The organism is Campylobacter lari, assembly GCF_001017575.1.
GTDB lineage: Bacteria > Campylobacterota > Campylobacteria > Campylobacterales > Campylobacteraceae > Campylobacter_D > Campylobacter_D lari_C.
In genome coordinates this window covers 979,750-1,005,850 of sequence record NZ_CP011372.1, presented here as the reverse complement: position 1 = coordinate 1,005,850, position 26,101 = coordinate 979,750, and the positions used below count along the sequence as shown (strand labels likewise).

Genomic DNA, 26,101 nt, shown 5'->3' with positions numbered 1-26,101 from the left:
TATCCAAATTTTATTTTAAGGATAAATTCAAATGAAAACTCAAATGTCTTATGCAAAAGAAGGAATTTTCACAAAACAAATGCAAATTGTTGCACAAAAAGAACAAGTAGGTGAAGATTTTTTGCTTGAAAATATAGCATGTGGAAAAATCATCATTCCTGCAAATATCAACCATAAAACATTAGATCCAAATGGTATTGGCTATGGACTTAAAACAAAAGTAAATGTAAATTTAGGTGTTTCAAATGATTGTGTAGATTATAGTGAAGAAATGAAAAAGGTAGAGTTGGCTCATAAATTTAATATAGAAGCTATTATGGATCTTAGTAATTATGGTAAAACCAGTCGTTTTAGAGATGAGTTAATTGCTACTTCAAAAGCTATGATAGGTACGGTGCCTGTTTATGATGCGGTTGGGTTTTTAGAGAAAGATCTAAAAGATATTAAAGCAAAAGATTTTTTAGATGTAGTGTATCATCATGCTAAAAGTGGAGTGGATTTTATGACAATTCATGCAGGGATAAATTCTCGTGCTGCTAGGGTTTTTAAAGAGTGCGATAGGATTACTAATATAGTTTCAAGAGGAGGTTCAGTTCTTTATGCTTGGATGCAAATGAATGATGCTGAAAATCCATTCTATGAATATTATGATGATTTACTCGCTATATGCAAGGAATTTGATGTGACACTTTCTTTGGGTGATGCATTAAGACCTGGTTGTACCCATGATGCAAGCGATGCAGCTCAAATTACTGAACTTATAGAACTTTCATTGTTAACAAAAAGAGCATGGGCTCAAGATGTGCAAGTGATGATAGAAGGACCCGGTCATATGGCTATTAATGAAATAGAAGCTAATATGCAACTTGAAAAAAGAATTTGCAACGGGGCACCTTTTTATGTTTTAGGACCATTAGTTGCTGATATAGGCGCAGGATATGATCATATAAGTGGAGCAATCGGTGGAGCAGTTGCAGCAGCAGCTGGTGCTGATATACTTTGCTATGTAACCCCTGCTGAACATTTACGACTTCCAAATTTAGAAGATGTAAGAGATGGTATAGTAGCGACTAAAATAGCAGCTCATGCAGGAGATATAGCTAAACTTCCCAAAGAAAGAAAAATAGATGATGCAATGAGTAAAGCTAGACAAGATATTGATTGGGAAAAAATGTTTAAATTAGCAATCGATGGAGAAAAGGCTAAGAAAATGTTTAATGAAAGAAAACCTGAAGAACTTAATTCTTGCTCAATGTGTGGAAAAATGTGTGCTATGAATACTATGAATAAAATTTTAAAAGGCGAAGATGTAAGTTTGATAAAAGAATAAACCCTCGATTATGAGGGTTTATTTTGATTAATCTATTACTTTATAATTATAAGGTTTTAGATTTTTATCATCTTCAAGAAGTTTTGCTGGTGGATTACCATTTACTTCTTGATGTTTATAGTAGCGATCGCCTGCTTTGTTGCCATTTAGATCTACTTTATAGTGAATTTCACCTGGATTTAATTTTTGAATATCTTCAAAACCTAAATTTGAAGTTTTGAAATCTTTAATACCATTTTTGGCTGCAATTTCTACTAGTTTAGTTTGTCCTTGTCTTGACATATCAACTGATTGTAAAAGCATTCTTGAAGCTTCTCTAGGATTATGGAAACCTGTTGAGTTTTCAGCACCTACAAAGTCTGCTCTTACTTGAGATTTTCTATGTAGTTCTAATACTTCTTTTAATTCAGCTGAAATTTTAGCATCATCTGCTTTGCCATCAGTTTGGAATTTAGGCATTTTTCCAAGCTCTGCGCGAATAGTTTCTACATCTTTAATTAAGCTTACTAAAGAATATTCAGCTGTTCTTAAATCATGAGCTACTGAATTTTGAATATCTTTTACTTGTTTAGCTAAATAGCCTTCGCTTTGAGTATGGCAAGTTTTACAAGCTGAGTTAATATCAACTAAAGGTGATGTGATGTTGTGGTTAGTAACTTTTTTTGCACCTTTTCTAATATAAGGCATATGACAATCTGCACAACTTACACCATTTGCAGCATGTACTCCACCACTATAAAGTTCGCTTTCTGGGTGTTGAATTTTTAACATAGGTGCTTTAGTGATTTTATGAACCCAATCACTTGGGAAATTTTCTCTATTTTTTTCATAATAATCATCAAACATTTCTATTCTAAATGGCTCACCTTTTTTCCACTCACTCCAAGGAAATGCTAGTTCTATACCATCAACTTCGATTTCAATTGGTTTATTTCCATCTCTCCAAGAATCAAACTCATCATAAGTTTTTTGAGTACCATTCCACCATTTTTTAGAGCTATCATTAGCTATGCTTTCTCCGATAGTTTTTACTTTGGTACCTGTTGGTTTGAAGTAGTATTCAACGTGACATTGAGAGCATACTAAAGTTCTCATTTCGCTTCTTGAAGCTTTAATGCCTTGTTTTTCATCTGCTTCATAGCCTCTTGAAATTAATGCTTTGATTAAAGCTGGTCTTGTAAGTCTTAAACTCATATCTGTTGGATTATGACAGTCTGCACATGTTACACCCATTCTTTTTCCACCATGAGGTCCACTGTGCTCAGGTGAGTTTTCTTTAGCTCCATTTACTGCAGGAACTGTTTTAATCATAGTCCAATATTTTGCAGAGTTAAATGCTACCCAATCACCTTTTGCAGTGTTGTTTAAAAGCCAAGGGGTCCATCCGCTATGACAATTCATACAAGCTGTTGGTTGGCCACCAAATCCTGCAAAACCGTGTGCGTTTAAGAAATCTTTATTGTTTCTAGCTGTATCCATTTGATCTACTTGAACCCAAAAGTGACCTCTTTCTTCATTGGCATCAATACTGAATGGATAGCCAGCCCAAAGAACAGTTAATTGTGGATAGCGAATTAGTTTTGAATAAGCTAAATTTCCACCAAATTCTGTTGCATTAGGTGCTTGTTTTTCCACTGTTGTGTGCATATCTAAATAATCAGGAAAATTCTTTCCCCAGTAGTCAAAAGTAGGGTTTTCATCGCCAAGTTTTACAATTTCTTGAGAGATGATTCCACCTACTGAATCGTTTGTTTTGGCTGTGATATCTTGATTTAACCACAATACGCCCGCAATAGCTACTATAGTAGCACTAATAGCACTATATAAAATGCCTTTGTTATTCATTAAATACTCCTTTCATTTAAAATCCTCTCTTATGGCCAACACCTTGGTGACAAGACACACAACTTAAAGCATTATCTTTATGTGGATCTAGAGTAGGGTTGATAGTGTTACTCGCAATTTCTTTGTGACATTCTATACAGTTATTTTGGACTATTTCTTTACTTTTTGCATTTGCACTCAAATGCGTAGGCAAAGAATCAAGTTTGAAAGTAAATGCATAAGCATGTCCTAAGCCACTTTGAGCTTTAGCAATCCATTTTTCAAAAAAGCTATGTGGTAAATGGCAATCATTACAGGTTGCTCTTGGTTTACCATCAACTTCTTTAGAGTGTGAAGCTTTTAAATAATCATTATAAACTTCGTTCATAATGTGACAATTATTACAGCTTTCACTGGCATCACTAAAATAAGAAGTGCCTTTAGCATTATGGAAAGTATACATTCCCACACCTGCTAAAATTACAAGTAAGAAGAGGAAAACAGCAAAAAGTTTTGAGTTTGCTTTTTTCAAAGTCTCTCCTTTGAATGAAGTTTAAGTTACAAGAACTTAAGTGCAATTATATTACGCTATAAAACCTAAAAAGTAAATATAAGTTTATTAACCATTTATTATTTTTTTAATAAGAGAAAAAAAGTATTATTTTTTTATATAATTTTATTTACTATTATAAAAATAAAATAAATTTTAATAAAAGAAATACTAAAATATTAAATACTAGAAAATAAGGTAGGTGTATTATGCAAATTCAACCATCAATGTATATTAATAGAGAACTTTCTTGGCTTGCATTTAACTCCCGTGTTTTAGATCAATGTTCCAAAGATCTTCCTTTGCTCGAAAAACTTAAATTTATTGCTATATATTGTACAAATTTAGATGAGTTTTATATGATAAGAGTGGCTGGATTAAAACAGCTTTTTGTAGCAGGGATAAGCACAGCAAGTAATGATGAAATGACCCCACTTGCGCAACTTAAAGCCATTAGAAATTATTTGCATGAAGAAAAATATGTAGTAGAGCAGTATTTTACTAAAATAACTCAAGATTTAGAAAAAGAAAATTTATTTATTCGTTCTTATGAAGAACTTGATGAGGACTTAAAGCAGCAATGTAATGAGCATTTTTTTTCTAATATTTTTCCTGTGATAGTGCCTATTGCGGTTGATGCAACCCATCCTTTTCCACATTTAAATAATCTTTCGTTTTCTTTGGCGGTAAAGCTTTGTGATCCTATGCATCCTGAGCTTTTAAAATTTGGTATGATACGCATACCTAGGGTTTTACCAAGATTTTATCAAGTAAGTTCGAATATTTATGTGCCTATAGAAAGTATAGTACGTCATCATACAGAGCATATTTTTCCTGGCTATAAGCTTTTATCTTCTGCTGCTTTTAGGGTAACTAGAAATGCAGATATGGAAATAGAAGAAGAAGAGGCTGATGATTTTATGTTGATTTTGGAGCAGGGTTTAAAGCTTCGTAGAAAAGGTGCTTTTATACGCTTACAAATAGAAAAAGGCGCAGATGAGCAGTTGATCGAATTTTTAAGCTCTCATATGAATATTTTTCATAAAGACATTTACGAATACAGCATACTTTTAAATTTACCATCATTGTGGCAAATCATTTCTAATAAAGAATTTACACACTTACTAAGCCCTGTATATACACCAAAGATTTTACCGCCTTTTGGAGATAATGTGTCTATTTTTAGCGCAATTGATAAACAAGATATATTGGCTATACAGCCTTATGAAAGTTTTGAGCCTGTGTATCAATTTATCAAAGAAGCAAGTAAGGATCCTAAGGTTGTTTCTATAAGAATGACTCTTTATAGGGTGGAAAAAAATTCAAACATAGTCCAAGCTTTAATTGATGCAGCAAGCGATGGCAAGCAAGTGACTGTAATGGTAGAATTAAAAGCACGTTTTGATGAGGAAAATAACTTACATTGGGCAAAATCATTAGAAAATGCAGGAGCTCATGTGATATATGGAATTACAGGTTTTAAAGTACATGCAAAAGTGGCTCAAGTGATTAGAAAAGAAGGAGAAAAATTAAAAATTTATAATCATTTAAGTACAGGTAATTATAATGCAAGTTCGGCTAAAATTTATACTGATGTGAGTTATTTTACTTCTAAAGAAGAATACTCTCAAGATACCACAACTTTTTTTCATATACTTTCAGGATATAGCAAAAGCCGTCGCTTAAAGACTTTATCAATGAGTCCAAAGCAAATCAAAGAAAGAATTTTAGATATGATAGCTACTGAAGCAAATCATGGAAAAGATGGAGTAATCATAGCTAAAATGAATGCTTTGGTAGATGGTGATGTGATTAAAGCTTTATATGATGCTTCAAATAAAGGTGTTAAAATAGATCTTATTGTGCGTGGAATTTGTTGTTTAAGACCTGGGGTAAAAGGGTATAGTGAAAATATAAAGGTTAGAAGTATAGTGGGAAAATATTTAGAACATGCTAGAATTTTATATTTTAAACACACTGAGCCAAATTATTTTATTTCAAGTGCTGATTGGATGCCAAGAAATTTAGAAAGAAGACTAGAATTAATGACTCCTATTTTTGATGAGCATTCGCGTGCAAAGTTAGCTCAAATTTTAAAACTACAATTAAGCGATAATGATTTGGCTTATGAGTTAGATAGCGAAGGAAGATATCGCAAGGTTGCTTTAAATGAAGCAGAAAAAGTTAATAATTCTCAACAAATTTTAGAAGAATATATTAGTAGAATTTTCAATACCTTGAAAAAAGATACTGATCATAGTAGAGCAGCGCATTTAGCAACGAAGCTTTTTAGAGATAGCTAATCCTTGCTTTTTTAGCAAGGATTATTTCCAACCTTCTATGTAATTTTTAAGTTTTCTACCAACTTTTGGATGTTTGAGTTTTTTTATAGCTGAGCTTTCTATTTGTCTTACTCTTTCTCTTGTAACATTTAATTCTTTGCCGATTTCTTCTAAGGTTCTATCGCTTTCATCATCCATTAAACCAAAACGCATTCTAATAACAGCTTTTTCTCTATCATTAAGCTGATCTAAAACTTCATCAATTTGTTCTTTTAAATCATCTTTTAAGATATGATCCATAGGAGAAATTGAAGTTCTATCTTCTACAAAATCTCCAAATTTACCATCATCTTCATTGCTAATAGGTGCTTCTAGGGAAATTGGTTCTTTAGTGATTTTAATCACTTGTTTTACTTTATCTACACTAAGTCCTACTTCTTTGGCAATAATGCTTACATCAGGCTCTTTGCCTTCTTTTTGTAAGTATTCACGAATGATTTTATTGATTTGATTAATAGTTTCTATCATATGAATAGGAATTCTAATCGTTCTTGCTTGATCAGCAATTGCTCTTGAAATAGCTTGTCTAATCCACCAAGTTGCATAGGTTGAAAACTTATAACCGCGTTTGTATTCAAATTTATCTACCGCTTTCATTAATCCTATATTGCCCTCTTGGATCAAATCTAAAAATGGCAATCCACGGTTAGTATATCTTTTAGCAATACTTACAACCAAGCGTAAATTTGATTTTGCCATTCTGGTTTTAGCTTCATCTGAGATTTTTTTACCGCGTTTTATTTGCTCTAGAATTTCTTTTAGTTGATCTTTTTCTAAATCAAAAGAATTTTGGCTAGCTTCTTTAGTTTGAATGAGTTTTTTAATCTCCATATAAGTGCTTACCATGGTAGTTTCTAGTGCGCGTTCAGCGATTTCTTCTTTGCTAAGTTTGGTAATATCTTTTAAGATATCTTGATGTCTTTGTTTTAATTCTTCTGAAAACATTGGCAGGCGATATTCTAAGCGTTTTAATTCTTTGTCAAATTCCTCATCGCTTTTTAAAGCTGTTTCCATGGATTTTACGATTTCAGAGATAAGTTTTGAAGTTGGACCTAGATCCATTAGTTTTTCTTTTAGTATATTTTTCTTAAAAGCAATTATGAGTTTATCTAACAATTCATCATCGTTTTTTTCTGCATTAATAGTAGATATGGTTTTCAACCATTCTTTTTTTGCTTTTTCTAAAGCTTTAAAACTTTCTATAACTTTTAAGGTTCTTTCGTCTTCTTTTTTACTTACTTTTTTAGGTTTTTTTTCACTTGAGTTTTCATTTTCCTCATTTTCATTTTCTTCTTCAGAATCTATTTCATCATCACTTTTATCATCATCACTTTTATCATCATCTTCAAAGCTTTTAAAAAGCTCTTTTACTCTTCTTTCTCTATTAATCAAAGGTTCTTTGTAATCAAGTATAAAATCAATCAAATAAGGCACCGAACAAAAAGCATCAATGATAATGTCTTCGCCTAGTTCAATTTTTTTAGAAATTTCAACTTCCTCGTCTTTGTTTAAAAGAGCAATTTGTCCCATTTCTCTTAAATACATTCTCACGGGCGAGTCTGATCTGCTCCATTCTAATAAATCATTTTCATTGGCTAAATCAAATTCATTTTCCAAACTTGTATCTTGTAATTTTTGTTTTTCTTCTTGTAGTTTTTTTGCTTCTTCTAAATTTCTTTTTTTAGCAATTTCGGCTGAAGAGATTAATTCTACTTTGTATTTATCCATTAAATCACGGATTTTTTTTGCACTTGTTGCATTTGGAAGCTTTGCAAAATACTTGACAAGTTTTTCATATGTGATATAATCTTTAGAATTTTCTTTGAAAAGTTCTTCTAAAACATTGGTTTCATTAGCCATGGATACCCCTTGTATTTAAGTAATGAGTGTAAAACTAAATATTATGCCTAAAAATTAATTAAAAACAAATAAAAACATTTTGGAACAACTTTTGCTTTGTTAGTGAAAAATTAAGATTTTAGTTAGGAAAAACAATGCAAAATGGGTATTATCAAGCCACCGGTGCTATGGTTACGCAGTTTAATCGCTTAGATGTTGTAACTAATAACCTAGCAAATGTAAATACAAGTGGCTATAAAAGAGATAATGTTGTTATTGCAGATTTTAAAAGGATTTTTAAAGAAACTCAAGATGAGTTACCTATACAAAATCACACAAGAGATGCTGCAAGATTTGTAAATACAACTATAGATAGAGTTCCACAAGTTAATCATGTCTATACAAATTTTAGCATAGGTTCTATGAAAATGACGCATAATCCTTTGGATTTAGCTCTTACTCGTGAGGATACTTTTTATTTAATTAAAACAAACAATGGCGAGGTAAGATTAAGTCAAGATGGAAATTTCCAGCTTGATGATGAGGGATATTTGGTAAATCGTCAAGGATATAGAGTTTTAAGCAGTGATTATTTTAATAATCCTGAAAATGATGGCATACGCATAGGAGATTCTACTTCTTTTATTAATGTGGATAAAAATGGAATCATCAGTGCGTCTAATCAAGATATAGCAAGATTATTCGTAGCGCAAGTTGATGATTTAAGAGATTTGCAAAAAGATGGCGATAATATGTATAAAATCGATAATTTAAACAAAATCAGAGATTTGCCAAATTCAAATGCCATAAAGCAGGGTTTTACTCAAGGATCTAATGTTAATCCAGTTACAGAAATGGTAGGATTAATCGAAGCAAATAGGATGGTTGAGATGTATCAAAAAGTTATGACATCTCATATGGATGATTTAAATCAAGAAGCTATTAATAAATTAGCAAGTACTAAATAAAACTAAGGATAGGTAAAATGTTAAGATCATTATATACAGCAGCATCAGGGATGGTATCACAACAAACACAAATTGATGTAACATCAAATAATATTTCAAATGTTAATACAGTAGGTTATAAAAAATCGCGTGCAGAATTTGCAGATTTGATGTATCAAACGATGAAATATGCAGGTACTTCAACCTCAAGTACCACAAAACACCCAAGTGGTATAGAAGTGGGTCTTGGCTCAAGAGTGACAGCTGTGAGTAAAATTTTTAGCGAAGGTAGTTTAAAACAAACATCAACTTCAGGTCTTGATATGGCAATTGCAGGTAATAATGGATTTTTCCAAATTCAAATGCCTGATGGAACTATAGCTTATACTAGAAATGGTCAATTTACCAAAGATGCTGAAGGAAATATAGTAAATTCAGATGGTTATAGACTTTTGCCGGAAATGACTATACCTGAGGATGCTACAGCTATTAACGTAGCAAGTGATGGAACGGTTTCAGTAATGCAGCCAGGAAATACAGCTGAAACTCAAATAGGTCAAATTGAACTTGTAAATTTTATTAATCCAGCGGGCTTGCATGCTTTGGGAGATAATCTTTTAGTAGAAACTGATGCAAGTGGAGCGCCTATTGCAGGTATAGCAGGAGAGAATGGATTTTCTGTTATCAAACATGGCTTTGTAGAGCTTAGTAATGTTCAGCTTGTAGAAGAAATGACTGACCTTATCACAGGGCAAAGAGCTTATGAGGCAGGCTCAAAAGCAATCACTACAAGTGATGATATGCTTGGTATAGTAAATCAATTAAAACGCTAGAATTAACTAGCGTTTTATAATATGCAAAAAATATTAAAAAAATACTAAAAAACTCCTATTTATAAATACTTATAAAATATTCTTTATTATAATGTAAATTTAAACTAATCATAGTAATATTATATTCATGTATTCTTTATATACATAAATAAACAATAACGAGGGATATAATGAACAGAAGGGACTTCATTAAAAATACCGCTATTGCTAGTGCTTGTGGTGTTGCAGGTCTTAGTGTTCCAAGTAGTGTGCTTGCAAATACTGAGAATAAATGGCGTTGGGATAAAGCTGTTTGTAGATTTTGTGGTACAGGCTGTGGAATTTTAGTTGCAAGTTTAGATGGTAAAATTGTTGCTGTAAAAGGAGACCCAGCAGCTCCAGTAAATCGTGGGTTAAATTGTATTAAAGGTTATTTTAATGCAAAAATTATGTATGGAGAAGATCGCTTAGTAACACCTTTACTTCGTGTAAATGTAAAAGGTGAGTTTGATAAAAAAGGAAAATTCCAACAAGTTTCTTGGCAAAGAGCTTTTGATGAAATGGAAAAACAATTCAAAAAAGCCTATAAAGAAAAAGGTGCTGAGGGAATTGGAATTTTTGCAAGTGGTCAATATACTATACAAGAAGGATATGCTGCTGCAAAATTAGTAAAAGCTGGTTTTAGATCAAATAATATAGACCCAAATGCACGTCATTGTATGGCTAGTGCAGTTGTTGGTTTTATGCAAACTTTTGGGGTTGATGAGCCTTCTGGTTGTTATGATGATATAGAACTTACTGATACTATTATTACTTGGGGTGCAAATATGGCAGAAATGCATCCGATTTTATGGTCAAGGGTAAGTGATAGAAAATTAAGCAATTTAGATAAAGTTAAAATCGTAAATTTATCTACTTTTTCTAATAGAACTTCTCATATAGCAGATACTGAAATCATTTTCAAGCCAAATACTGATTTAGCTATTTGGAATTATATCGCTAGAGAGATTGTTTATAATCATCCTGAAGCTATGGATAAAGAATTTATTGAAAAACATTGTATTTTTACAACAGGTTATGCTGATATTGGTTATGGAATGAGAAATAATCCAAACCATCCTAAATTTAAAGCAAGTGAAAAAGATACTGTAGCAAAACAAAATGCTATTATTGTAGATGAAGAAGAAGCAGTATCTTTGGCTTATTTGGGGGTAAAAGCAGGCGATAAATTTGAAATGAAACACCAAAATACTCCTGATGCGCATTGGGAAATTTCATTTGAAGATTTCAAAAAAGCTTTAGAGCCTTATACGCTTGATTATGTTGCTAAAGTTGCTAAAGGCAATGAAGATGAAAGCATAGAAGAATTTAAGAAAAAACTTCAAGAATTAGCAAATTTATATATAGAAAAAAATAGAAAAGTTGTAAGTTTTTGGACTATGGGCTTTAATCAACACACAAGAGGTACTTGGGTAAATGAGCAAGCTTATATGGTGCATTTTTTACTTGGCAAACAAGCAAAACCAGGAAGCGGTGCGTTTTCATTGACAGGGCAACCAAGTGCTTGTGGAACCGCAAGAGAAGTAGGGACTTTTTCACATCGTTTACCTGCTGATATGGTGGTTGCAAATCCTAAACACAGAGAAATTAGTGAAAAAATTTGGAAAGTTCCTGCAAAAACAATCAACCCTAAACCAGGTGCTCCATATTTAAAAATCATGAGAGATTTAGAAGATGGAAATATCAAATTTGCTTGGGTGCAAGTAAATAATCCTTGGCAAAACACCGCTAATGCAAATCACTGGATAGCAGCAGCTAGAGAAATGGATAATTTTATTGTTGTGAGTGATTGTTACCCAGGAATTAGTGCTAAGGTGGCAGATTTAATTTTACCAAGTGCTATGATTTATGAAAAATGGGGTGCTTATGGTAATGCTGAAAGAAGAACTCAACACTGGAAACAACAAGTATTACCTGTAGGTGAAGCTATGAGTGATACTTGGCAAATCATGGAATTTGCAAAACGCTTTAAATTAAAAGAAGTTTGGGGTGAAACTAAGGTAAATGATAAACTTACCTTGCCAAGTGTTTTAGAAGAAGCTAAGGCTATGGGTTATAGTGAAGATGATACTTTATATGATGTATTATTTGCCAATAAAGAAGCAAAATCCTTCAAAGCTAAAGATAATATTGCAAAAGGATTTGATAATTCTGAAGTATTTGGTGATGAGAGAAAAGTTATAGGTAGTGATGGTAAAGAATTTAATGGATATGGATTTTTTGTACAAAAATATCTATGGGAAGAATACCGCAAATTTGGTTTAGGTCATGGACATGATTTAGCTGATTTTGATACTTATCATAAAGTAAGGGGCTTAAGATGGCCTGTAGTAAATGGTAAAGAAACTCAATGGAGATTTAATACTAAATTTGATTATTATGCTAAAAAAGCTGCTCCAAATTCAGACTTTGCGTTTTATGGTGATTTTGCTAAAGAATTACCAAAAGGAGATTTACTAGCTCCACAAACTAAAGAAAAATACAGTTTAAAAAACAAAGTAAAAATTTTCTTTAGACCATTTATGAAAGCACCTGAAAGACCAAGTAAAGAATATCCATTCTGGTTATGTACTGGTAGGGTTTTAGAGCATTGGCATAGTGGAACTATGACTATGAGAGTTCCTGAGCTTTTCCGTGCGGTACCTGAAGCACTTTGTTATATGAATGAAGATGATGCTAAGGCCATGAAAATTAATCAAGGCGACATCGTATGGGTAGAATCACGCCGTGGTAAAGTAAAAGCTAGAGTAGATTTTCGCGGTAGAAATAAACCTTCTAAAGGGCTTGTGTATGTGCCTTGGTTTGATGAAAATGTATATATAAATAAAGTTACACTAGATGCAACTTGTCCATTATCTAATCAAACAGATTTCAAAAAATGTGCCGTAAAAATTACTAAAGCATAAAAATGAAAAATAGAAGAGAATTTTTAGCCTTTGCTTTCAAGCTTTTATGTATAGGAAGCGGAAGTGCATTTTTAGCAAGTTTAGCATTTAGCTCAAATCAGGAGTATTTTTTAAGACCTCCTGGAGCAGATGATGAAAAAGAATTTTTATCAAAATGCATACGATGCGGACTTTGCGTAAAAGCTTGTCCTTATGATGTTTTAAAACTAGCAAATTTAGAAAATAGTGCTAAAAACGGCACACCTTTTTTTGTAGCAAGAGAAAATCCTTGCAGATTATGTGAGGATATACCTTGTATAAGAGATTGTCCTGCAAATGCTCTAGATCATAAATATCTAGAGCAAAAAGATGGAATTTATAAAACAAAAATGGGTATAGCTATAATTGATAGTGCAAGTTGTGTTGCTTATTGGGGAATTCAATGTGATGCTTGTTATAGAGCTTGTCCTCTAATGGATAAAGCATTAAAACTTGAAACAAAACGCAATGAAAGAACAGCAAAGCATGCATTTTTACTACCTGTGGTAGATCATGAAGTGTGTGTTGGATGTGGTATTTGTGAAAAAGCTTGTATAACACAAAAAGCAGCCATTAAAGTTTTACCTAGAGAATTTGTTTTAGGAAAAGCTGGGGATAATTACATCAAAGGTTGGGATGAAAAAGATGAAAAACGTTTACAAGATGTAAACACAGATAAAAATTTCAATAAAAATAAGGCTAAAGATTATCTTAATGATGGAGAATTGCTATGAAGTATCTTATTTTAAGAAGAATAGTGCAATTGTCTATTTTAACTTTTTTTTCTTTTGGTGTATTTAATTTTATATTAAAAGGAAATTTAAGCTCTTCGGTTTTATTTTCTTCGGTGCCACTAAGCGATCCTTTTGCATTTATTCAACTTGCTTTAGCAAGTTTGCAAGTAGATTTAATGGCTTTAAGTGGTGCTTTGATAGTGTTTTTATTTTATGCTATTTTTGCTGGAAGAGCTTTTTGTGCTTGGGTTTGTCCTGTAAATATCATTACTGATTTTGCCTATTTTATTAGAAATAAATTAGGCTTTAATCAAGCAAGAGTTTTTAATGTAAATAAAAATTTGCGTTATTATGTTTTGGCTTTTGTTTTGATCTTTTCTTTTCTTTTTTCTTTTCCTGTTTTTGAGGAATTTTCTTATATAGGAATAATCCAAAGAGGGATTATTTTCGGCGGTGTTTCTTGGCTTTTTGTAGCTTTGATTATTTTTTGTACAGATACATTTTTTAGTCCAAGATTTACTTGTTCGCATTTTTGTCCTTTAGGGGCTTTTTGGGCTTTAAGTTCGCATTTTTCATTGCTAAAAGTAAGATACAACTTGCAAAAATGCACTAAGTGTTATAAATGTCTTGGAGTATGTCCTGAAAAGCAAGTACTTTGGATGATAGGTAAAAAAAATCAAGATGTAAAATCAGGTGAATGTATTAGATGTGGGAAATGTATTGATGTTTGCGGTGATGATGCTTTAGGTTTTAGTATAATAAATTTAAGGAGAGAAAATGAAAAATAAAATCTTTTTATCCTTAGCAGCAGCTGTTTTAATAAGTGCTTGTGGGCTTGCTGTTAAAAGTGTTGATTCAAAAGATATAGGTTTAAGAAAAACAAGTTTAGAAAGTGAAAATGTAGAGTTGTTGGATGCTAAATACTCTCAAGCTTTAGCTGGTGAATCTGTTTTGATTGAGAGGTCATTTGAAAACGCTCCGCCATTGATTCCACATACTTTAGAGGATATGCTTCCAATTACTAAAGATAATAATATTTGCTTAAGTTGCCATGATAAAGCAGTAGCAAAAGACTTAGCTGCGACAGCACTTCCAAGTAGCCATTATTTTGATTTAAGAAAAAATAAATCTACTAAAGATATGGTAAGTGATGCAAGATTTAATTGTACGCAATGTCATGTACCACAAAGTGATGCTAAACCTTTAGTGGGAAATAGCTTTGAAGCTAAATTTAAAAGCGAGGAATCAAAGAGAAAATCTAATTTCTTAGATGTTTTAAATGAAGGTGTAAAATAAAATTATGAAAAAAATATTTTTAATCTTGTTAGTGAGTATTTATGTATTTAGCTATGAGCTTAAACTTGATTCAAATTTAAATGCTTTAAAGCTTACTGATAATAGTTTGCTTATAGGACTTGATAATGGAGAAATAAACCAATATTTCATTAAAGATAAAAAAATGCATAAAATTACTCAACTTGATAAGATTAAAAATTTTTACGAAGAAAATCTTAGCCCTAGAATTTATAGTATTGATTACTTAAATGGGGCTATTTTGATTTTAAGTGAAGGTGATTTTGGAAGTAAAAAATTACATGTTTATAAAAATAAACAACTTTTAAGCTATGATTTAGCTAATGATGGGGTAAAAAAGGCTTTGTTTTTAGATGATAATACTATTTTATTGGCCTTGCTAGGTTCTAATATAGAGCTTTTTGATCTAAAAACAAAAAGTGTTGTAAAAAATTTTACTTTTTCTAGTTCAAGCTTAAGTGATGTGGTTTTAAATGAAGCAAAAACTCAATTAGTGGCAGGTTTTGAAAGTGGCGAAATAATACTTTTTGATGTGAAAAAATGGCAAAAAATAAAAAGCTATAAGAGTATTCATAAGGATAATATCTATCAACTTGATTTTAAAAACACAGCTATCGCAAGCTGTAGCACTGATAGAAAATTAGGTATAGTGCAAAATGACCAAGAAAAAAATATAGAAAGAGATTTTTTGATTTATACTTGTGCTTTAAATAAAGATGGCTCAATAGCAGTTTTTGGAGATAATGAAAAAAATATCATAGAACTTATAGATACTAAAAATTTAAAAACGATAAAAAAATTCCAAAATAAAGATTTTTTGCTAGAATATCTTATATTTTTAAACGAGCATGAGTTTATTAGCGCAGGTTATGAAAACAAAATTATATTTTGGAGTATAGATGAATCTTTCTAGTGTGTTGATTTTAACTAAAGAAGAAAAATTAGAAAAACTTAAAAAGCAAATTCAACAAACGCCTTGCTGTAGTGTGGAATTAGCTCAGGATGAAAAAATTATAGTGGTAATAGAAAGTGAAAATTTAGATGATGAGTTAAAAGCATATAAACAATTAGAACAACTTGATGGGGTGGTGAGTATTAATATGGTTTTTTCTTATCAGGATTTAGACGAAGAAAGAGAGAAAATTTTAAAAGCAAATTTTGAGGCAAATACTTTTGATGAGAATTTAAAAAAAGATAATATAGAATATTATGGTAATGTCTTTAGAAAGTATTGATTATGGTTTTTTTAATACCTTTAATAGTAATCATATCTTCTATTTTTATCATTGATCATTTTTATTTTTCTAAAGAAAATGAAGTAGTAAAACAACAAAAGCAAATAGAACAAAAAAATATTAAGCAAGATAAACAAAAATATCTTGAAAATATATTAAATCAAAAATAATCATGCATACGCAAATTTCATATAAAAAATTCTTTTGGATTAATATTTTAGTTGTAATTACCCTTGCTTTAAATTTAAGAGCACCTATAACCTCTATAGGTCCTATGATAGAATATATCCAAGAATATTACAATATCAATTCCGCTTTAGCAGGTATGCTAACAACCTTACCTTTGATAGCTTTTGGTCTTATATCTTTTTTTGTAGCATATTTTTCACAAATTAAGGCTTTGTTTTTTGCTTTGTGTTTAATTGTTTTTGGAGAGCTTATTAGAAGTTATGGAGGTAATATAGGTTTATTTTCTGGGGTTTTTTTAATTGGAGCAGGCATTGCAATAGCTAATGTTTTATTGCCTTCTTTTGTAAAAGAAAAATTTGCAAAAAATGCTTATAAAATAATGGGTTTATACGGATCAATTATAGGTTTATCTTCAATTGCTGGAGTAGCTTTATCACTTCCCTTGCTTAAAATTTTTGAAGTACCTCAAGCTATGTTTTTTTGGGTTGTTTTAGCTTTGATTGCTTTGATTTTTTATTTTCCACATTTGAAAAATAAAAGATTATTGCGTCCTAAAAGGAAAAACATCAATAAAATAAATCTTTTTTTGAATTTAACAGCTTGGAAAGTTACTATTGTAATGGGACTACAAAGTTTCTTATCTTATAGTCTTTTTGCTTGGCTTAGTGTGATGATAAGTGAAAAAGGTTTTGGAATTGATTTTGGTTCTAATGTTTTATTACTTTCTCAAATCATAGGCATGCCTGTGGCGTTTTTATTGCCTATTGTTTTAAGTAAACTTAGAACTCATGCTAAGAGTTTTGTTATTGTGCTGTTGGGATTTTTGTATGTTTTAAGTTTTATCTTGGTGTTTTTCTGTGATGTAAAATTAGTGTTATTATTAGCAGCTATTTTTTTAGGTTTTGCATCTAGTGGGGTTTTTACAATTTCATTATTGTTTATTGCTATAAAAAGTTCAAATTCTTTTATAGCAGCCAAACTTTCTGCTATGTCACAAGGCATAGGGTATTTAATAGCAGCTCAAGCACCTTGGATTATAGGTATGCTTCATGATAGCTTTGGAAATTTTACTTTAGGCTTTATCATGCTTATTACAGTAGCTATAACACTTAATATTTTTGTATTTTTAGCATATAAAGCTCCTGTGATTAAGTAAAAATTAAAATAAATTAAAGTCTTTTTTGTTAGAATTTTGGCACTTTATTTTTTTTGTGAGTTGATAATGCGATATACAGTAACAGAAGCTTCTATTTATGAAGCACAAGGTTTAAAAGATGAAGCTTTGGAGATTTATAAAAATATATTAAAACAAGATCCGCAAAATAAAAATGCCATTGATGCTATAAGGCGTTTAAGTGGTTTGCGTTCTAATCATGAAGATTTAAATTATGATATGCTTGATTTTTTTGTCAATATGAAAAGTGAAGAAGAAATTAATGAATTTAAAAGGTGGTTGATAAAACTATGAATATAGAAGATTTAGCAAAAATGGCCATAAGTGAAGTTAATTCAGAATTAGATAACAAAAAAAGTAAAAATGATGAATTTGCTCCTATGGTAGAAGAAATTACTCAAGAAAAAAGTGTTAATACTCAAGAGAAAAAAATCAAAGAAGAAATTAGCAAGGTTACGCAAGAGCTAATCCAGGAATTAGATGATTTAGAAGTAAAAGTAAAAGATGAGAAGCAAAATGTCGCTATTAAGGTTGAAGCTTTAGAAGAAAAAGAAGAAAGTATTATAAACAATGAAGAATTTTTCTTAAAAAATCTTAGAGAGCGTATCTTGGTTTTATTCGAAGGATTAAAAAATACTAAAGATGAGCATATAGAAAAAAGATTAGATATGACCATTACTTTTTTAGAGTTTTTGCTTGCAAAGATTGAAGATAGACTTAAAAAATGACCAAGATTTTTTAAGGATTAAAAACGCACTTAAACCTTACACGCAAAGAGCTTATTTAGTAGGTGGTTGTGTAAGGAATTCTTTTTTAGATTTATCTAGTGATGATTATGATATAGAAATTTATGATATTGAGCCTAAGCTTTTTGATGAGCTTATGCAAAAACTTGGTGCAAATGGAGTAGGAAAAAGTTTTTTTGTATATAAATACAAAAAATTTGATTTAGCTCTAGCACGTTATGAAAATAAAATTTCTACAGGCCATAGAGGTTTTGAAGTTAAAGTTTGTAATGATGAGCAAGAAGGAGCTAAAAGAAGGGATTTTACCATTAATGCATTGATGGTAAATATTTTTGATTTTGAATTTTTAGATTTTTTTAATGGTTTGCAAGATTTACAAGAAAAGACTATAAGACATATTGATGATAAAAGTTTTATTGAAGATAGTTTAAGAGTGCTTCGTGGAATTTCTTTTGCATGCAGGTTTGATTTAACAATTGCAAAAGAAAGTTTAAAATTAATGCAAACTATGGATATAAGTGATTTATCCAAAGAGCGTATTAATAATGAACTTTATAAAATTTTTAAAACTTCAAGACTAAATAAAGCTTATGAGTATTTCAAAATTTTAAATTTAGAAGAAAAAATATTTTTTCATCAAAGCTGTAATAAAGAATTTGAAAGACTTTTAGAGCAAAGTCAAAAAATAATTTGCGATGAGGCTTTGTTTTTGTATTTGTATTTGAATTTTTTTCATATAAATAAAGAGGAATTTTTTAAAAAAACAAAATTAAAAAAAGAACTATTAAAAAAATGTGAACAAGAATTTATTTTAGGTAAAATTGATGATTTTAATTTAGCTAAAATTGCTTTAAAAATTCCACTTTGTAAATGGCTTGGGCTTTGGGATGATGAGCGTATGGTACAGGCAAAGAAATTAAATTTATATCATCATACTTTTGAAAGTAAAGTTAGTGCAAATGATTTACTAAAGGAAGGATTTAGTGGGAAAGAACTTGGGATTGAGCTTGAAAAAAGAAGATTACAAGAATTAAAAAACTATATAAAGGAGCAAAAATGAATGAATATATTTTAAAAATTTCAAGTAGTGATGAAAAAGGATTGATTTATAGAATTTCAGATGTTATTTTTAAATATAGAATTAATATTATAAAAAATGATGAATTTGTTGGAGAAGATCGTTTTTTCTTTAGAGCACATTTAGAAGGTGAGCTTGATATAAAAGCTTTTAAAGGAACACTAGAAGCTATGCTTCCTGATAATGCACAAATTGAAATTACACCAAAGAGAAAAAAAGATATTATTGTTTTAGCTACTAAAGAAACTCATTGTTTAGGTGAGTTGCTTATCCGTCAATTTAGTGGCGAATTTAATGCAAATATTAAAGCAGTTATTGCAAATTATGAGGTATTAAAACCTTTAGTGGATAAATTTAACATACCTTTTCATACTATTTTGGCACAGGATTTAAGCAGACAGGAGCATGAAGAAAAATTACTAGAGTGTTTAAAACAATATGAATTTGATTATATTGTTTTAGCAAAATATATGAGAATATTATCTCCATCTTTTGTGGAGCATTTTGAAGGAAAAATTATTAATATCCATCATTCTTTTTTACCTGCATTTATAGGAGCTAATCCTTATAAGCAAGCTTATGAAAGAGGAGTGAAGATTATAGGTGCAACAGCACATTTTGTAAATAATAACTTAGATGAGGGACCAATCATTACCCAAGATGTTATACCGGTTACTCATGAATATTCTTGGCAGGCTATGCAACAAGCAGGACGCAATGTGGAAAAAAATGTTTTTTCTAAGGCTTTGGATTTAGTGTTTGATGATAGGATTTTTATACACGAAAATAAAACAATAGTATTTTAAATTTTTGATGCCAAAAAGGCATCAAAAATCAGCAAGAATAACAAGTTTTAAATTCATATGCAGTTGGTCTAGCTTCTACAGGCCATACTTGGGTTTCAAATTTCATATGTTGATAATCATCAATAAACACATCACTCATAACAGGTTTTAAGAAAGCATTTTTTCTAATGAGTGCTTCTAAAGATCCTCTTAAAGTATGAGGTAATTGTTCTATACCTTTTTCTCTAATTTCATCTAGGGTTAGTGCAAATAAATTTTCATCCATAGGGCCAACCGGTATGGTTTTGTTTTTAATGCCATCAAGTCCTGCCATAAGCAAGCTTGTAAAAGCCAAGTAGGGATTAGAAGTACTATCAGGAAATCTTATTTCAACTCTTGCGCTTTTTTCATTAATACCATAAGGCACGCGACAACTTGCAGAGCGATTTTGACAAGAATAAGTTAATATACAAGGTGCTTCAAAACCTGGAACTATTCTTTTATAAGAATTTGAACTAGGATTAGTAAATGCTGCAACACTTCTTGCATTAGCTAAAATTCCACCGATGTAATTAATCGCACATTCGCTTAATTTTCCATAGCCTTCTTTATCATAGAATAAATTTACTCCATCTTTCCAAAGACTCATATGCACATGCATACCACTTCCATTGTCTCCATAGAGTGGTTTTGGCATGAAAGTTGCTGTTTTTCCATTTAAATGTGCTACCATTTTTACTACATATTTGTAAATTTGCACATTATCAGCAGCTTCAACTAAATTTCCAAATTCTACACCAATCTCAGCTTGTCCTTGTGCTACTTCATGGTGATGTACGAAAGTTTTTAAACCCACTCTTTCTAAAACTTGCACCATTTCAGCTCTAATATCCACGCTAGAATCAATAGGACTTACAGGAAAATATCCGCCTTTGTTTCTTGGGCGATGTCCGCTATTATAACTATCTGTGAAGTCTTTATTATCATTCCATTCACCTTCTTCAGTATCTACTTCATATTTTGCACAATGAGAAGAATCAACTATTTTTACATTATCAAAAATAAAAAATTCATTTTCAGGACCAAAATAAGCTGTATCAGCGATATTGCTTGTACTTAAGTGTTGCATTGCCTTTTTGGCAATACTTCTTGGACATTTTTCATACATTTGATCTTTGTAAATATCATATACATCACAAATTACTATGATAGTAGGATCTGCTGTAAAAGGATCTAAAAACGCACTTTCTACATCAGGTTTTAAAATCATATCCGATTTTTCTATAGGTTGCCAACCGTGCAAAGAACTTGCATCAAACGGAATTCCATTTTCGAAAGTTTTATCATCAACTGCTTTTATATTGTAAGTAATATGGTGCCAAGTACCTATCATATCGGTAAATCTAAAATCAACAAACATTACTTCATGCTCTTGACAATAACTAAAAAATTCATCAATATTATTTACAAACTTACCCATTTTCTCTCCTTTTTAAATAGGTTTTTATTTTTAAGATTGTAGTATATTTTTTTTAAATTAAGTTTAAATTAATATTTTTTTTATAGTCAAATGTAAAAAATATAAATTTATATAATTAATTAATAAAATTAATATTGGTTTATATTTTTTTGTAATATAATCTCGCATTAGTTTTTATTATTAAAAAAGGTGTGACAATGACTCAAGAAGAATTAGATGCTTTAATGAATAGCACTGAAGACTTAGATCTTGACTCTGCGGAAGATGTGGAAGCAAAACCTGAGACAGATTATGAAGATGAAGCAAAAAATCAGCAAATTGTAGAAGAAATGATTAATGGTGATTATAAAGCAAGGGCAGATATGGCTTGGCCACCACCACCACCTAGTAAAGAACATAAAGTTGTGCATCAACTTGATGATGTTACAAGAGATAGTGAAATCAAAGCTACTGAAATGATGGAAAAATTAGAAGCTATTAATGATTTTTTTGCAAATTCAGAAAATGAGCTTTGTGTAATTAGTGATGCATTAAATAAAAATATAGAAATTTTTGAAAAACTAAATGCAAAATTTCCTAATGTTGCAAGCTTTAAAGAGGCTATAGAAACTAATAACAATGCTAAAAATATTATAGATGAAATTACAGGTTGTTTGCAAACTGGACAAGATGAGGTTATGATGGCAATGGATGCTATGCAATATCAAGATATCCATCGTCAAAAAATTGAGCGTGTTATTAATGTTATGAGAGCCTTAAGTAGATATATGAGTAGTTTATTTGAGGGTAAAATTGATGATGAAAAACGCGTAGGATCGGCTGTGCATATCCAAGGTGATACAACTACAGATGTTGTAAGCAATGATGATATTGAGGCATTAATCGCAAGTTTAGGAAAAAAATGATTATTCCTGAAATAGTAGCTCCTGCGGGAAATTTCACAAAATTAAAAATAGCATTAGCTTATGGGGCTGATGCTGTTTATGCAGGAGTGAGTAATTTTTCATTAAGAGCAAGAACTGCTAGAGATTTTAATTATGAAACTTTTAAAGAAGCTATTGATTATACGCATGCAAGAGGAAAAAAAATTTATGTAACCATTAATGGTTTTCATTTTAGTTCGCAAATTGAGGGTTTAAAAAGACATATTTTGAAGTTAAAAGAAATGAAACCTGATGCTTTTATAGTAGCTTCTGTGGGTGCTATGCGTTTAGTTAAAGAACTTGCACCTGAAATTAATCTTCATGTATCTACTCAAGCTAATATTTTAAACTATTTAGACGCTCAAGTTTATAAAGATATGGGAGCTAAACGTGTTGTTATAGCAAGGGAGCTAGGTTTAAAAGATGCAAAAGATTTAAAAAATAATTGTGATATCGAGCTTGAAAGTTTTGTGCATGGTTCCATGTGTTTTGCATATTCTGGTAGATGTTTAATAAGTTCAGTGCAAAGTGGGCGTATGAGTAATCGTGGCTCTTGTGCAAATGATTGTAGATTTAATTATGAGCTTTATGCGAAAAATCCAGAAACAAATACGCTTTTTAGATTAGAAGAAGATGAAAATGGCACACATGTATTTAATTCTAAAGATTTAAATTTAAGCTCATATATTCAAAAAATTATGCAAGAAAATTGTATTCATGCTTTTAAAATAGAAGGAAGAACAAAAAGTGAGTATTATGTAGCTTTGACTACAAGAACTTATAAAATGGCAGTGCAAGATGTATTGCAAAATACTTTTGATGCTGCTAAATATGAAAAAGAAATTCACACTTTAAAACACAGAGGTTTTACGGATGGATATTTAGTTTCAAGAGCTTATGAAAAAACCGATTCTATTAATCATGATACAAGCATAGAAGAAGGAACCCATCAAGTACATGCTATTAGTGAAGATGGTGAGTTTTTTAAATGTAAAGGCAAGATAGAGTTAAACAAAGAATATGAAATTTTAGCTCCGGTTAATTCTAATATAGAATTAGGAGAAAATAAACTAGGTTTAATTTATGAAAATGATGGTAAGAAATTTATAGTTTTTAAACAATTATTAGCCAAAAATAATAAAGAATTTAGTGAAATTCATAGTGGTAATGAAAACGAAATTACTTTACCGTTTAAGCTTCCAGAATTTAGCTTTTTAAGAAGGAGTGTTGAATGAAATTTGTTTCTATATTGATGGGAAGTAAGAGTGATTATGATATAGTGAAAGAAGCTTTGGGAATTTTGGAAAAATTTGATGTAAAATATGAAATTTTAATCACTTCAGCTCATAGAAGCCCTCAAAGAACTCAAGAATATATTAAAAATGCAGAAGAAAAAGGTGCTAAAGTATTTATCGCCGCAGCAGGTATGGCAGCACATTTAGCAGGAGCTGTTGCAGCACACACAACAAAACCTGTTTTAGGCATACCTATGCCAGGAAGTAATTTAGCAAGCATGGATTCTTTATTTTCTACTGTGCAAATGCCAAGTGGAATTCCTGTGGCAACTGTAGCTATAGGTAAAGCAGGAGCTATTAATGCAGCTTATTTAGCTGTGCAAATTTTAGCAATAGAAGATGAATCTTTAGCGCAAAAATTATTAGAAGATAGACAAAAGCAACAAGAAAAATTAATCCAAGATTCTAATACAATTGAAGTTTTTCTTTAAGGAGCATATATGCAAACTTACTTGGAATTAAAAGAATTTTGTCAATTAGTGCATTTATCTGAAGATGTTGTAAAAGGAATGATGGCAAATGGTGCTTTAAATTTCAAAGAAGAAGAGGGTAAAATTTATATAGAAGCCAATCAAGGAACTTTTAGTGTGGTACCTATGAGCTCAAAACAACCTGCTATGGTAAACTCTATGACTTTAGCAGGAGAAAGTTTTGTAGAAAAAACCATAGGAACTATTTTAAATTTGCATGAAAAAGTTCTTGATGCTAAGGATGAGACCTTAGAAGCTTTAAAAGGTGAGAATAAATTTTTAAAAGATGCTCTTTATTCTATGCAAGAACTTTATGATGAGGATAGAAAAACTATAGAAAATCTTAACGAGCAACTTAAATATGCGCGCAATGAAGTAGAATTTCTAAAAAGAAAATATAAAATGATGTGGAATAAAACAGTAGAATTATATGCAAATTCGCCTGAAAAGCCAGAAGAAATAAAGGAAGAAAAATGACCTTTTCTCAAATGATATTAAATTTGCAAGAATTTTGGCAAAAGCAAGGTTGTGCTATTATGCAACCTTATGACTTTCCAGCAGGTGCAGGGACTTTTCACCCGGCAACTTTTTTAAGAAGTTTAGGAAAAAAACCATGGGCAACTGCTTATGTGGCACCAAGTAGAAGACCAACTGATGGAAGATATGGTGAAAATCCTAATAGACTAGGTGCTTATTATCAATTTCAAGTTTTGATTAAACCAAGTCCTGACAATATCCAAGAATTATACTTAAAAAGTTTAGAAAATTTAGGATTTGATTTAAAATCACATGATATTCGTTTTGTTGAAGATAACTGGGAAAGTCCAAGTTTAGGTGCTTGGGGTTTAGGTTGGGAAGTTTGGCTTGATGGTATGGAAGTGACACAATTTACTTATTTTCAACAAGTTGGCGGTATAAGCGTAGATTTAGTAAGTGCTGAAATTACTTATGGTTTAGAAAGACTTGCAATGTATTTACAAGATGTAGATAATGTGTATGATATAGTTTGGAATGAATTTAACGGCGAAAAAATTACTTATAAAGATGTCCATAAGCAAGGTGAGTTTGAATTTAGTAAATATAATTTTGAAGTAAGTGATGTTAAAACTTTAAATGTGCAATTTGAAAATGCTTATAATGAGTGTAAAAATGCATTAGAAGCAAAGCTTGCATTACCCGCATATGATTATTGTATGTTAGCAGCACACACTTTTAATTTGCTTGATGCAAGAGGAGCTATTTCAGTAACTCAAAGACAAGACTTTATGCTTAAAATTAGAGAATTATCTAAAAATTGTGCCTTGGTGTATAAAGAAAGTTTAGATGAAAATTAAAGAAATTTATGATTATTTGGATACTATTAGCCCATTTAACACGCAAAGTTCATGGGATAATAGTGGCTTATTACTTGGAACTTTAGATCAAGAAGTAAATCAAATTTATCTTGCTCTTGATGTGGATATACATTTAATTGAAAATGCACGTGAAAATTCACTTTTTATAGTTCATCATCCTTTGATTTTTAAAGGTTTAAAAAACTTAAGTGGGGTGTTTTATCCGCAAAATATTCTTACTAAAATGATACAAAAAAACATGGCCTTAATTGCTATGCATACGAATTTTGATTTAAGTCATTTAAATGCTTATTTCGCTCGTGAAATTTTAGGTTTTAAGATTAAAGAACAAAATGAGTTTTTAATTTATTGTGATGTTGATTTTAAATTTAGTGATTTAATTAATCATGTAAAAAAAAGTTTAAAGCTTGATTGTATAAGAGTTGTAAATGCAGGTAATGAGAAAATTAAAACTTTAGCAATATGCACAGGCAGTGGAGGGGATTTAATTTCTAGTGTTAAGGCAGATTGCTTTTTAAGTGGAGATTTTAAATATCATCAAGCTTTGGAAAGTTATCACAATAAACTTAGTTTGATTGATATAGGACACTATGAAAGCGAATCTTGCTTTGGTAAAATTTTAGCAAAAGATTTGCAAAAATTTCATTTAGAAGTTATAATATCAGTTTCAAAAAATCCATTTCAATATTTTTAAG

The 26,101-nt window shown here is 30.7% G+C and carries 26 protein-coding genes; 22 read left to right on the top strand and 4 right to left on the bottom strand.

Annotation, left to right across the window (positions count from 1 at the left end):
- Positions 1–31: 31 nt before the first annotated feature.
- On the top strand, positions 32–1,330 hold the full coding sequence (gene thiC / locus CD56_RS05290) for a phosphomethylpyrimidine synthase ThiC (protein ID WP_047208411.1): 1,299 nt from the start codon (positions 32–34) through the stop codon (positions 1,328–1,330).
- A gap of 27 nt (positions 1,331–1,357) precedes the next feature.
- Here thiC and CD56_RS05285 read toward each other — a convergent pair whose 3' ends face one another.
- Positions 1,358–3,175: an ammonia-forming cytochrome c nitrite reductase subunit c552 gene (locus CD56_RS05285; RefSeq protein ID WP_039618641.1), complete on the bottom strand. Its 1,818-nt coding sequence runs from the start codon at positions 3,173–3,175 to the stop codon at positions 1,358–1,360.
- Between the two features lie 16 nt (positions 3,176–3,191).
- Positions 3,192–3,686: a cytochrome c nitrite reductase small subunit gene (nrfH, locus tag CD56_RS05280; RefSeq protein ID WP_039618639.1), complete on the bottom strand. Its 495-nt coding sequence runs from the start codon at positions 3,684–3,686 to the stop codon at positions 3,192–3,194.
- 227 nt (positions 3,687–3,913) lie between these two features.
- On the opposite strand from nrfH, the gene CD56_RS05275 reads away from it, so the two are divergent.
- Positions 3,914–6,007 (top strand): RNA degradosome polyphosphate kinase, encoded by a 2,094-nt coding sequence (locus CD56_RS05275; RefSeq protein WP_047208410.1) that lies wholly within the window; start codon positions 3,914–3,916, stop codon positions 6,005–6,007.
- A gap of 21 nt (positions 6,008–6,028) precedes the next feature.
- Here CD56_RS05275 and rpoD read toward each other — a convergent pair whose 3' ends face one another.
- Positions 6,029–7,906, bottom strand: a complete 1,878-nt coding sequence (rpoD, locus tag CD56_RS05270) for an RNA polymerase sigma factor RpoD (RefSeq protein ID WP_039628509.1) — start codon at positions 7,904–7,906, stop codon at positions 6,029–6,031.
- Between the two features lie 134 nt (positions 7,907–8,040).
- On the opposite strand from rpoD, the gene CD56_RS05265 reads away from it, so the two are divergent.
- From CD56_RS05265 to purU, 14 genes are all read left to right on the top strand, one after another.
- The gene (locus CD56_RS05265; RefSeq protein ID WP_047208409.1) at positions 8,041–8,853 is read left to right on the top strand and encodes a flagellar hook-basal body protein; all 813 of its coding nucleotides are present in this window, start codon (positions 8,041–8,043) and stop codon (positions 8,851–8,853) included.
- Between the two features lie 17 nt (positions 8,854–8,870).
- Positions 8,871–9,665 (top strand): flagellar basal-body rod protein FlgG, encoded by a 795-nt coding sequence (gene flgG, locus CD56_RS05260; RefSeq protein ID WP_039626513.1) that lies wholly within the window; start codon positions 8,871–8,873, stop codon positions 9,663–9,665.
- 170 nt (positions 9,666–9,835) lie between these two features.
- The gene (gene napA, locus CD56_RS05255) at positions 9,836–12,610 is read left to right on the top strand and encodes a periplasmic nitrate reductase subunit alpha (protein WP_047208408.1); all 2,775 of its coding nucleotides are present in this window, start codon (positions 9,836–9,838) and stop codon (positions 12,608–12,610) included.
- A gap of 2 nt (positions 12,611–12,612) precedes the next feature.
- Positions 12,613–13,362 (top strand): ferredoxin-type protein NapG, encoded by a 750-nt coding sequence (gene napG / locus CD56_RS05250; RefSeq protein WP_047208407.1) that lies wholly within the window; start codon positions 12,613–12,615, stop codon positions 13,360–13,362.
- A complete protein-coding gene (gene napH / locus CD56_RS05245; RefSeq protein WP_047208406.1) occupies positions 13,359–14,150 on the top strand; it encodes a quinol dehydrogenase ferredoxin subunit NapH in 792 nt (263 codons plus the stop codon). Before napG ends, napH begins: the two co-directional genes overlap by 4 nt.
- The gene (locus tag CD56_RS05240) at positions 14,140–14,658 is read left to right on the top strand and encodes a nitrate reductase cytochrome c-type subunit (RefSeq protein ID WP_047208405.1); all 519 of its coding nucleotides are present in this window, start codon (positions 14,140–14,142) and stop codon (positions 14,656–14,658) included. Before napH ends, CD56_RS05240 begins: the two co-directional genes overlap by 11 nt.
- Positions 14,659–14,662: 4 nt before the next feature.
- Positions 14,663–15,589, top strand: coding sequence for a WD40 repeat domain-containing protein (locus CD56_RS05235; RefSeq protein WP_047208404.1), 927 nt, complete (start codon positions 14,663–14,665; stop codon positions 15,587–15,589).
- Positions 15,576–15,911, top strand: coding sequence for a chaperone NapD (locus CD56_RS05230; protein ID WP_039618619.1), 336 nt, complete (start codon positions 15,576–15,578; stop codon positions 15,909–15,911). The genes CD56_RS05235 and CD56_RS05230 overlap by 14 nt, the downstream gene beginning before the upstream one ends.
- A gap of 2 nt (positions 15,912–15,913) precedes the next feature.
- Positions 15,914–16,081, top strand: a complete 168-nt coding sequence (locus CD56_RS08370) for a hypothetical protein (protein WP_200897084.1) — start codon at positions 15,914–15,916, stop codon at positions 16,079–16,081.
- Between the two features lie 2 nt (positions 16,082–16,083).
- Entirely contained in the window at positions 16,084–17,256 is a 1,173-nt protein-coding gene (locus CD56_RS05225) for an MFS transporter (protein ID WP_047208403.1), read from the top strand.
- A gap of 63 nt (positions 17,257–17,319) precedes the next feature.
- A complete protein-coding gene (locus CD56_RS05220; RefSeq protein ID WP_087691144.1) occupies positions 17,320–17,568 on the top strand; it encodes a hypothetical protein in 249 nt (82 codons plus the stop codon).
- Entirely contained in the window at positions 17,565–18,002 is a 438-nt protein-coding gene (ciaD, locus tag CD56_RS05215; protein WP_047208402.1) for an effector protein CiaD, read from the top strand. The genes CD56_RS05220 and ciaD overlap by 4 nt, the downstream gene beginning before the upstream one ends.
- Positions 17,971–19,080 (top strand): tRNA nucleotidyltransferase/poly(A) polymerase family protein, encoded by a 1,110-nt coding sequence (locus tag CD56_RS05210; RefSeq protein WP_047208401.1) that lies wholly within the window; start codon positions 17,971–17,973, stop codon positions 19,078–19,080. Before ciaD ends, CD56_RS05210 begins: the two co-directional genes overlap by 32 nt.
- On the top strand, positions 19,077–19,904 hold the full coding sequence (gene purU / locus CD56_RS05205; RefSeq protein WP_039641779.1) for a formyltetrahydrofolate deformylase: 828 nt from the start codon (positions 19,077–19,079) through the stop codon (positions 19,902–19,904). The genes CD56_RS05210 and purU overlap by 4 nt, the downstream gene beginning before the upstream one ends.
- Before the next feature lie 28 nt (positions 19,905–19,932).
- Here the strand turns inward: purU and glnA are convergent, their stop codons facing one another.
- Positions 19,933–21,363 (bottom strand): type I glutamate--ammonia ligase, encoded by a 1,431-nt coding sequence (gene glnA / locus CD56_RS05200; RefSeq protein WP_039628489.1) that lies wholly within the window; start codon positions 21,361–21,363, stop codon positions 19,933–19,935.
- A 197-nt stretch (positions 21,364–21,560) separates the two neighbouring features.
- On the opposite strand from glnA, the gene CD56_RS05195 reads away from it, so the two are divergent.
- Genes CD56_RS05195 through CD56_RS05170 form a run of 6 tightly spaced genes read left to right on the top strand, consistent with a single transcriptional unit; the run spans position 21,561 to position 26,100 of the window.
- Entirely contained in the window at positions 21,561–22,268 is a 708-nt protein-coding gene (locus CD56_RS05195; protein WP_039618606.1) for a hypothetical protein, read from the top strand.
- Positions 22,265–23,521: a peptidase U32 family protein gene (locus tag CD56_RS05190; protein WP_039618604.1), complete on the top strand. Its 1,257-nt coding sequence runs from the start codon at positions 22,265–22,267 to the stop codon at positions 23,519–23,521. Before CD56_RS05195 ends, CD56_RS05190 begins: the two co-directional genes overlap by 4 nt.
- Positions 23,518–24,012 (top strand): 5-(carboxyamino)imidazole ribonucleotide mutase, encoded by a 495-nt coding sequence (gene purE / locus CD56_RS05185; RefSeq protein ID WP_039618602.1) that lies wholly within the window; start codon positions 23,518–23,520, stop codon positions 24,010–24,012. The genes CD56_RS05190 and purE overlap by 4 nt, the downstream gene beginning before the upstream one ends.
- A gap of 9 nt (positions 24,013–24,021) precedes the next feature.
- Positions 24,022–24,528 (top strand): DUF3972 domain-containing protein, encoded by a 507-nt coding sequence (locus tag CD56_RS05180; RefSeq protein ID WP_039618600.1) that lies wholly within the window; start codon positions 24,022–24,024, stop codon positions 24,526–24,528.
- Positions 24,525–25,385 (top strand): glycine--tRNA ligase subunit alpha, encoded by an 861-nt coding sequence (gene glyQ / locus CD56_RS05175; RefSeq protein ID WP_039618598.1) that lies wholly within the window; start codon positions 24,525–24,527, stop codon positions 25,383–25,385. Before CD56_RS05180 ends, glyQ begins: the two co-directional genes overlap by 4 nt.
- Positions 25,375–26,100 carry a Nif3-like dinuclear metal center hexameric protein gene (locus CD56_RS05170; RefSeq protein ID WP_047208400.1) on the top strand — a complete coding sequence of 242 codons (726 nt, stop codon included), beginning with the start codon at positions 25,375–25,377 and terminating at the stop codon, positions 26,098–26,100. Before glyQ ends, CD56_RS05170 begins: the two co-directional genes overlap by 11 nt.
- Position 26,101 lies beyond the last annotated feature (1 nt).

Excerpts from the sequence above, each read along its gene's own strand:
- CD56_RS05265 (WP_047208409.1), top strand. The coding sequence starts at position 8,041 with ATGCAAAATGGGTATTATCAAGCCACCGGTGCTATGGTTACGCAGTTT.
- rpoD (WP_039628509.1), bottom strand. The coding sequence starts at position 7,906 with ATGGCTAATGAAACCAATGTTTTAGAAGAACTTTTCAAAGAAAATTCT.
- CD56_RS05195 (WP_039618606.1), top strand. The coding sequence starts at position 21,561 with ATGACTCAAGAAGAATTAGATGCTTTAATGAATAGCACTGAAGACTTA.
- glyQ (WP_039618598.1), top strand. The coding sequence starts at position 24,525 with ATGACCTTTTCTCAAATGATATTAAATTTGCAAGAATTTTGGCAAAAG.
- CD56_RS05275 (WP_047208410.1), top strand. The coding sequence starts at position 3,914 with ATGCAAATTCAACCATCAATGTATATTAATAGAGAACTTTCTTGGCTT.
- CD56_RS05285 (WP_039618641.1), bottom strand. The coding sequence starts at position 3,175 with ATGAATAACAAAGGCATTTTATATAGTGCTATTAGTGCTACTATAGTA.
- CD56_RS05230 (WP_039618619.1), top strand. The coding sequence starts at position 15,576 with ATGAATCTTTCTAGTGTGTTGATTTTAACTAAAGAAGAAAAATTAGAA.
- CD56_RS05235 (WP_047208404.1), top strand. The coding sequence starts at position 14,663 with ATGAAAAAAATATTTTTAATCTTGTTAGTGAGTATTTATGTATTTAGC.
- ciaD (WP_047208402.1), top strand. The coding sequence starts at position 17,565 with ATGAATATAGAAGATTTAGCAAAAATGGCCATAAGTGAAGTTAATTCA.
- purE (WP_039618602.1), top strand. The coding sequence starts at position 23,518 with ATGAAATTTGTTTCTATATTGATGGGAAGTAAGAGTGATTATGATATA.
- purU (WP_039641779.1), top strand. The coding sequence starts at position 19,077 with ATGAATGAATATATTTTAAAAATTTCAAGTAGTGATGAAAAAGGATTG.
- CD56_RS05225 (WP_047208403.1), top strand. The coding sequence starts at position 16,084 with ATGCATACGCAAATTTCATATAAAAAATTCTTTTGGATTAATATTTTA.
- thiC (WP_047208411.1), top strand. The coding sequence starts at position 32 with ATGAAAACTCAAATGTCTTATGCAAAAGAAGGAATTTTCACAAAACAA.
- napA (WP_047208408.1), top strand. The coding sequence starts at position 9,836 with ATGAACAGAAGGGACTTCATTAAAAATACCGCTATTGCTAGTGCTTGT.
- flgG (WP_039626513.1), top strand. The coding sequence starts at position 8,871 with ATGTTAAGATCATTATATACAGCAGCATCAGGGATGGTATCACAACAA.
- CD56_RS05170 (WP_047208400.1), top strand. The coding sequence starts at position 25,375 with ATGAAAATTAAAGAAATTTATGATTATTTGGATACTATTAGCCCATTT.
- glnA (WP_039628489.1), bottom strand. The coding sequence starts at position 21,363 with ATGGGTAAGTTTGTAAATAATATTGATGAATTTTTTAGTTATTGTCAA.
- napG (WP_047208407.1), top strand. The coding sequence starts at position 12,613 with ATGAAAAATAGAAGAGAATTTTTAGCCTTTGCTTTCAAGCTTTTATGT.
- CD56_RS08370 (WP_200897084.1), top strand. The coding sequence starts at position 15,914 with ATGGTTTTTTTAATACCTTTAATAGTAATCATATCTTCTATTTTTATC.
- CD56_RS05180 (WP_039618600.1), top strand. The coding sequence starts at position 24,022 with ATGCAAACTTACTTGGAATTAAAAGAATTTTGTCAATTAGTGCATTTA.
- CD56_RS05190 (WP_039618604.1), top strand. The coding sequence starts at position 22,265 with ATGATTATTCCTGAAATAGTAGCTCCTGCGGGAAATTTCACAAAATTA.
- CD56_RS05240 (WP_047208405.1), top strand. The coding sequence starts at position 14,140 with ATGAAAAATAAAATCTTTTTATCCTTAGCAGCAGCTGTTTTAATAAGT.
- napH (WP_047208406.1), top strand. The coding sequence starts at position 13,359 with ATGAAGTATCTTATTTTAAGAAGAATAGTGCAATTGTCTATTTTAACT.